Origin of the sequence: Amaricoccus sp. (assembly GCF_036846665.1) — a bacterium.
Taxonomy (GTDB): Bacteria; Pseudomonadota; Alphaproteobacteria; order Rhodobacterales; family Rhodobacteraceae; genus Amaricoccus.
In genome coordinates, this window is record NZ_DAIUBO010000394.1 from 1 (window position 1) to 1,937 (window position 1,937).

Annotated in this window: 3 pseudogenes; 1 reads left to right on the plus strand and 2 read right to left on the minus strand. The window is 69.4% G+C overall.

The features are described 5' to 3' along the window. Positions 1–441 (minus strand): annotated as a pseudogene (locus V7050_RS20730) (sugar phosphate isomerase/epimerase); the annotation flags it as partial. 278 nt (positions 442–719) lie between these two features. On the opposite strand from V7050_RS20730, the pseudogene V7050_RS20735 reads away from it, so the two are divergent. Further along, positions 720–1,325, plus strand: a pseudogene (locus tag V7050_RS20735) (thiamine pyrophosphate-binding protein); the annotation flags it as partial. Here the strand turns inward: V7050_RS20735 and V7050_RS20740 are convergent. Beyond that, positions 1,223–1,684, minus strand: a pseudogene (locus V7050_RS20740) (transposase); the annotation flags it as partial. The pseudogenes V7050_RS20735 and V7050_RS20740 overlap by 103 nt on opposite strands. Between the last annotated feature and the right edge of the window lie 253 nt (positions 1,685–1,937).

Below are 1,937 nucleotides of genomic sequence, written 5' to 3' on the forward strand. Positions count from 1 at the left end.
CGCCTGGGGGGGGACCCCCCCGTCTTTCAGCGGGATGACCGCGGGGTCGTGTTTAGGCCAGCCAAGCCCGGGCCCCGCGGCGCGGAGGGGCTTGCCCGCCTCCGCGAGCCGATGGCCCAGGATCTCCCAGGCCACCCCGGTTTCGGGCTGCACATCGGGCGGGAGCGCGGGGCAATAGACCGTGCCGATGCCGAGCCCCCGGGCGATCTCGAGCACCCGCTCCGGCGCCGCCTCGATCATCTCGAGGCCGAAATGCCCGGTTGGCATCCTGAGCCCGGTCAGCTCGAGCAGCTCGGCCAGTTCCGCCACCTTCGTGGCATCGGCATAGAGCGCATGGTATCCCTCGACCTCGCCATAGCCGAGGCGGGCAAGCATCACGAGCGTCCGGGAGAGCGGGGGAAAATTGCGCGCGCTGTAGAGCTGGTAGGAGAAATCGGTCATCACGCCCTCCGTGGCGGTCGGGGTTCAGTCTGCCGGGGCGAGGCCGCAGGCCTTGCGCCGGGTGCCGCGGGATCGCCGCAGTCCGGGGTAACGCGGATCTCGCGCCCTTTGGTTCCCTTGTCGAGCGGGAAGATTCCGCCCGGACGCTGACCGGAACCGCATTCATCCATTCTACTTCGACCGCTCCGCCCCAGAATGAGGGCAGCGCCCGTCCCGGGCGGGATGACGCCAGGCTCGGGCGGACGAGGTCGCGTCCCCAATGCAATGAGGGGACGCTCATGCGCATGACCACCGAGGAAGCCTTCGTCAAGGTGCTCCAGCGCCACGGGATCCGCGAGGCCTTCGGCATCATCGGCTCGGCCTTCATGCCCATCTCGGACCTCTTCCCCCGCGCCGGCATCCGCTTCTGGGACGTGGCCCACGAATGCAACGGCGGCTACATGGCCGACGGCTTCACCCGCGCCACCGGCCGCATGGCCATGTGCATCGCCCAGAACGGGCCGGGCGTCACCAATTTCGTCACCGCCATCAAGACCGCCTACTGGAACCACACGCCCATGCTCCTGGTCACGCCCCAGGCCGCCAACCGCACCATCGGCCAGGGCGGCTTCCAGGAGGTCGAGCAGATGGCGCTCTTCCGCGACATGGTCGGCTACCGGGAAGAGCTGCGCGACCCCGCCCGCATCGCCGAGGTGCTGACCCGGGTGATCGCCAAGGCCCGCCGCCGCTCGGCGCCCGCCCAGATCAACCTGCCGCGCGACTACTGGACGCAAGCGATCGACATCGACCTGCCGGCGCCCAGCGTCTTCGAGCGCCCGGCCGGCGGGCCCGCGGCCATCGCCGCCGCGGCACGGCTTCGCTCGGCGGCGCGCTTTCCGGTGATCGCCTTCACCTTACGCGTCGAGACGCCCTGGACGTACATTTCCGCAAGGCTGGAGACCAGCGCCTGCTCCGAACGCTGGTATCTTGCGAAGAGCTCGGTCGAGAAGCGGCCGTCGCGATCCTGCGGCACCCTGAGCTCCAGCTTGCCGACGCGGGTGAAAAGCGTCCGCGGATAGGAGCCGGAGCGATAGCCCCGCCTGGCCTCGCTGCGCTCGCCCTTCGCGGCGCCGAGCGCGTCGGTCATCTCGGCTTCCAGCATCTCCTGCAGCGTGGCGCGCACGATCTCCTTCAGAAAGTCAGGATCGGCGAGCAGCGCCGCTTTCGAGAGAGCGACCGGATCGGTAGGCTCAGGCTTGGTCATGGCAGGACCTCTCGGCTGACTGAGAGGAGCGACGTCGAACATCGCCAGCTTGCTATGGCCGCCTCAGACCGAGGCGATTTTGCAGAACTCTCCTGACACTACTGTCGGGGGGTCGAAGATCCGCTGGAACGAGACCAGGGACCCCGGCCATCGTCCCCCTTCCCACGCGGGCCAAGGATCCCCAGCCCGATCGACCGCTGTCGATCGGGCCGCGCCGGCCCTCCCCGGGGCCGGCGCGCTTTGCGCACCGTCC